Raw genomic sequence first — 4,663 nt, forward strand, 5'->3', positions numbered from 1 at the left:
GCTCCGGTGTATAACAGTCGAGGCTTGCCAAGTGGGTGATTACAGAAGTTACTACCGCCTGATGCATTCAGCTCCGGCTCCCGCCCACACCCCGGCACAGCCGGACCACAGGCGACAGCCTATGCGGTGGAAACCCTTGCGGAAGGGTATCCCCTGCGGAACGGGTGACAGCTGTGATGCCCAGTGCGGTTTCGCTCCGCCCGGCACTTGCTGCCGGGACTAAGGCGAGAATCCGCTACCTCTTTTCGGCTGACTATAGGAACGGAAGTGTCAGTCAGGAGTGCAGCCCTGCGGTGCGGGGTTCCCGGGTTTACGGTTGAGCGGGTTTGTATTGTGGAAGTAAGCACCCTTCGCCGTCCTTCGGGCGCGTGCAGACGTGATGCTGCGTGCGCCGTGACAGCAATTGTTTTCCTTCCGCCTTCCTTTTTGGGGGACACCCAAAAAGAGACCGGCAGAAAAACAAAGGGGTAGCGATATTCAACATAACGGGTCATTATGCCCGCACGCCTTGCCATTCAGGCAAGTCGGGTGCATAATGCGTGGTTATGTTTAATATGGATTGTTTTATTTTTCCGCCCCCGGGCGAAAAAAGCCATGCGGAGTGGAAACGCCACCACTATGGCGGCAAGCCGCCACCCCGACCACCGCCCCTTAGTTACTTCTGCCACTCCCGAGCCGTGCGGTTTTCTGACCTGTTGCGGGTGTTTGTGCTTCCTGCGGGTTGCGCCTGGCGGCGTGCCCGGCTGACTGTTTACGCCTTTCGGAACATTGGAAATTCCCGGCGGTCGGCTTCGCCGTCCGCTCCATGAAGCGGGGCGAAGCGCCCCGCCGAAAAGTGCAAATAACAAATCCGTGACAATCGGGCAAATGTCACAAAATAAAATAGTAAAAAACGTAAGTTCTCAAAACTTATATTAAACAGAATAGAAATGAAAGAATCACATACAGGTATTGGTATCTGCCGTTGCTACCAATGCCGAATGAAAAAAAAGAACTGCAGCACATCGGGACGTAAATCGCTCAAACGGGCAATCAACAAGTTTCGCCGCAAGCAATTGAAGTTAGACAAAGTAACCAGGCACAATCACTTCGGCGGATATTGGGCCTAAGACTAATACATGCTTTTATCCGCCCCACACTGCACAGGAACACATTTTTTTCCTTTTTTCATCTACCTCTCCAAGGGCATGGATGAACGGCAGACAAGAAATTTCAGATAAAAATACCGCACGACGTAGGAGCGCAGGATATTTTTATCTGAAATAGCGTAGCGGTTCTTGACTGACGGGCGGCCGTGACCTATCTTTGTAGAAGAAAAGAGGAAAAATACGCTGCAAAACAGCAAACTTATCATTTATACTTTCCCGTCACTTTATAGATAATTGCGTTTCTGTCTGTGTCATTCTGTTTATTTATGGATAGAATCATACGGGAATAAAACGTAAAAACGCCCGAAAACAGCCGGAACGGAAGTAAAAACGTACTTGAAACCCTTCGAGATGTTTTCAAAAATTCATCAGACGTTTTTTTTATTTCGTCAGACGTTTTTTGAAAAACTCCTGATGTTTTCTATGAGACTTTCAGAAGCATATTCCGCCCACCAAATACCCGCAAATGAAAAGCCCGGTGAAATGATTTCTCATTCATCGGGCTTTTTCCTTGATTGGTTTGCGATCTACGAAACGAGGATAATGCGCTAACAGGCGTTTTCTTCGTTACCGGTCATTGTTTAAGCTGCCGGGTCGGGAGCTTCTCCGCCGCCTTCGTCAGGTTTCGGATTTGGTTTCTCATCTCCGCCTTCGCCATCTTCGTTCGCTGCGCTTGCTCCTGCCTTGGAGAAAGAATACATTGAAACGGCTTCCTTGATTTCAGCAGAAGGAACATAGATAACACGTGCTTTTTTCACACTGCTTGCTCCACACTTGCTGGCATCCTCGGTGCCTTTACCGGAAACGGAAGGACGGAATGAACCGAGATCTCCTAGGCGGACGGGTGAACCGTTTGCGAGGTTGCGCTTGATAACGACCATCAATGCGTCAAGAACTGCCTTGATGTCAGAACCGGTCAGTGTACAACGGTCTGCGATCTGGTCAACGATTTGTTTTTGTTTCATTTCCGGAGCGAGCACTACCTGCGCATAGTATTTTGCTGCAGCGGCTTTGTCCTGCGGATTCTTGCGCAAAGCGGGTTTGATTGTAATTGCCATGTTAATTAGTGTTTTAATGATTAATAATGTTGCAAATTTACATATACGTGCGTGGGCGTGCGGACGTATGTTCTTATCTGTGATGATACGTGTTTCATCATACGATTATGTACATGAAAAAAGGGCTGCGGTTTGTATTCCGCAGCCCTCCAAACAGGGGTTTTCACTCCGATCGTAAAGTTTACTCCTTAATCGTTTCTCCTTTCATCGTCTTTCACGGGACTGTCTGCCCCGGTGAGCCAAACAAAAATTTTACCGATAACTTTCAATACCTTTAACGTCGTTCTCCAAAATGGTTTCATAATGACCTCCTTTTTAATTGTTTCCCGCAAAGGTAGGGGAAATGAAGAATGAAGAATGATGAATGAAGAATTGGCTGCGCTTTCATACATTTACATCTGCATAGTAATTCTTCATTCATCATTCTTCATTCATCATCCTTCATTAAATACCCGTATTCGACGGAGACACAGAAACAGGGGCATTGTTTGATGTACTCGCAGGGTTCTATGGTACCGTTGTGGTTGAGGTCGGGCGAGAGGTCGCGGTGACCGCAAATCTTTGCTCCGCGGTAGGTGAGCAGCAGGAAGCGGAGAAGGGTTTCAAGGCTTTGTTTTTGTGCGTCGGTGCGGGTGTCGGCGGCACGTCCGGAAGCATCCAGACCTCCTTCGTAGGCAACTCCTATCGACGGGGTGTTGTAGCCTTTGGCGTGGGCGCCGACATGGGTGATGTCGCGCATGTGGTGTATCGTTCCATCTTTGGTGATGTAATAGTGATAGCCACATTCGGCAAAGCCTTGGCGTTTGTGCATGGAGTCGAGGGCTTCCGGGGTGAGGTTGCTTGTACAACGGGATGCAGTGCAGTGCACCACAATCAGGGTGATGTTTCTTTGTTTAATCATTGTTTTTTGTGGGTGATTATGTGGATGATTTTTAGTTGTGTATTCTTGTTCTACCCCCCTTCCGTCCCCCTTTGGGGGAGACGCTTGTCGGGGGAAGTGCTCTTCCCCCTTGCCGCAGGGCGTTCCCCTAGCAAAGAGGGTTCGGGCTGTAGCCGTAGGAGCTGCTGCGCTAGGGCTTAAAAGGGTGAGCCGAAAGAGATGGTTATCAGTTCCTTTTGTTTGGGGGTGAGGATACGGTTACTTAACTGGTAGTTTGTTTCCTGCAATGCTTCGAGTAGTTCGGAATCGTCCTTTATCCACTGTTTGAGGCGGATAGAAGCGGATGCAGGTGCTATATTCGGGAAATAGAGAACGGCCAGTTCTTTGAAACCGTAGCTACGGTTGGTTAAACTTTGGCAGTTGTTTTGTTGGTGCACGTTGGTATACATAATTATAGTGTTGGTTTACAGATGTAAAGATAGGCTTTTTAGTGGCTGGTTGTTACCTGTATACTTGGTAGATATAGTTATATATGTTTGTTGGCAGAGGAAATTTGTGATATTCGGGCAATTGTCACGAATTTCTTTTGTCCGTAACTTTTCGGCGGGGCGTCTGCCCCGCTTCGTGAAGCGGACGGCGAAGCCGACCGCCGGGAATCTCCGATATTCTGCAAAGACTGTCCGCAGGGTGCAAACAGTCAGCCGGGCACGCCGCAAGGCGAAGTCCGCAGGAACAGGAAACCCGCAAGATGTCGAAAATCCTGCAGGGAACCGGGAAAGGCAGGAGTAACTAAGGGGCGGTGGTCGGGGTGGCGGCTTGCCGCCACAGTGGTGGCGTTTACATTCCGCAGGGCGCAGTCCGCAAGGGTGAACATGAAACGGAGTAACTTTATGCCCGTTCCTGAAACAACGGAAAAGCCCGCAAACAGCAGGAATATTTGGAAGATGCTGTTATGTTGAATTAAAGCACAAAATCCGGAACGGTTTTGTGACTAATTAAACATAATTGCTCTTCCGGATTTCCTGCGCAAAAGCTGCACTCCATCAGAAAAACCGGAAGAACACGGCGCAAGCAGCATCACGTCTGCACGGCGGCGGAAGCTTGCGCCGCCTTCTATTCAAACAGACTGAACCGCTCAATCATAAAACACGGGAACCCCGCACCGCATGGCTGCACTCCTGACTAACAGCCCGTCCCTATAGTCAAACGAAAAGAGGTAGCGGATTCTCGCCTTAGTCCCGGCGTTAGTGCCGGGCGGAGCGAAACCGCACCGGGCATCGAAACTGTCACCCGTGCCGCAAGGGCTTACATTCCGCTAAGGATATCATCCGAAAGGGTGCCCATCGCATAGGGTGCTGCTTCCTTTGCTGTATTCGGCAAGTGAGGGAGCGGCAACCGGAGCCGGATATAAGACGGGAGTAACTTCTGCTATCGTCCGCAAGGGTGTCCACCGCATAGGCTGTCACTTGTAGTCCGGCTTTGCCGGGGTGTAAGCGGGAGCCGGAGCCGAATGCATCAGGCGGTAGCAACTTCCGTAATCACCCACTTGGCAAGCCTCGACTGTTATACACCGGAGT

The 4,663-nt window shown here is 49.9% G+C and carries 7 protein-coding genes; 3 read left to right on the top strand and 4 right to left on the bottom strand.

All coding sequences use genetic code 11. The features are described from left to right. Window positions 1–223: hypothetical protein (locus tag LPH68_RS25560; protein ID WP_255679521.1), on the top strand; the 223-nt coding region annotated here is incomplete at its 5' end. 706 nt (window positions 224–929) lie between these two features. After that, a complete protein-coding gene (locus LPH68_RS25565) occupies window positions 930–1,109 on the top strand; it encodes a hypothetical protein (protein WP_008650648.1) in 180 nt (59 codons plus the stop codon). 620 nt (window positions 1,110–1,729) lie between these two features. On the opposite strand, the gene LPH68_RS25570 is transcribed toward LPH68_RS25565, so the two are convergent. The 3 genes from LPH68_RS25570 to LPH68_RS25580 all read right to left on the bottom strand — a co-directional run bounded on the left by LPH68_RS25570 (window position 1,730) and on the right by LPH68_RS25580 (window position 3,535). Then, the gene (locus tag LPH68_RS25570) at window positions 1,730–2,206 is read right to left on the bottom strand and encodes an HU family DNA-binding protein (protein ID WP_004312083.1); all 477 of its coding nucleotides are present in this window, start codon (window positions 2,204–2,206) and stop codon (window positions 1,730–1,732) included. Window positions 2,207–2,633: 427 nt separating this feature from the next. Next, window positions 2,634–3,107 carry an N-acetylmuramoyl-L-alanine amidase gene (locus LPH68_RS25575; protein WP_151936800.1) on the bottom strand — a complete coding sequence of 158 codons (474 nt, stop codon included), beginning with the start codon at window positions 3,105–3,107 and terminating at the stop codon, window positions 2,634–2,636. 176 nt (window positions 3,108–3,283) lie between these two features. Further along, window positions 3,284–3,535 (bottom strand): DUF4248 domain-containing protein, encoded by a 252-nt coding sequence (locus LPH68_RS25580; RefSeq protein ID WP_008777676.1) that lies wholly within the window; start codon window positions 3,533–3,535, stop codon window positions 3,284–3,286. 121 nt (window positions 3,536–3,656) lie between these two features. Here LPH68_RS25580 and LPH68_RS25585 point away from each other — a divergent pair, with 121 nt between their 5' ends. Continuing rightward, window positions 3,657–3,875 (top strand): hypothetical protein, encoded by a 219-nt coding sequence (locus LPH68_RS25585; RefSeq protein ID WP_227237057.1) that lies wholly within the window; start codon window positions 3,657–3,659, stop codon window positions 3,873–3,875. A 535-nt stretch (window positions 3,876–4,410) separates the two neighbouring features. Here the strand turns inward: LPH68_RS25585 and LPH68_RS26690 are convergent. After that, window positions 4,411–4,542, bottom strand: coding sequence for a hypothetical protein (locus LPH68_RS26690; protein ID WP_255679522.1), 132 nt, complete (start codon window positions 4,540–4,542; stop codon window positions 4,411–4,413). Window positions 4,543–4,663: the final 121 nt, after the last annotated feature.

The sequence above is a fragment of the Bacteroides sp. 1_1_30 genome, from assembly GCF_020982715.1.
In the GTDB taxonomy this organism is placed as follows: Bacteria; Bacteroidota; Bacteroidia; order Bacteroidales; family Bacteroidaceae; genus Bacteroides; species Bacteroides xylanisolvens.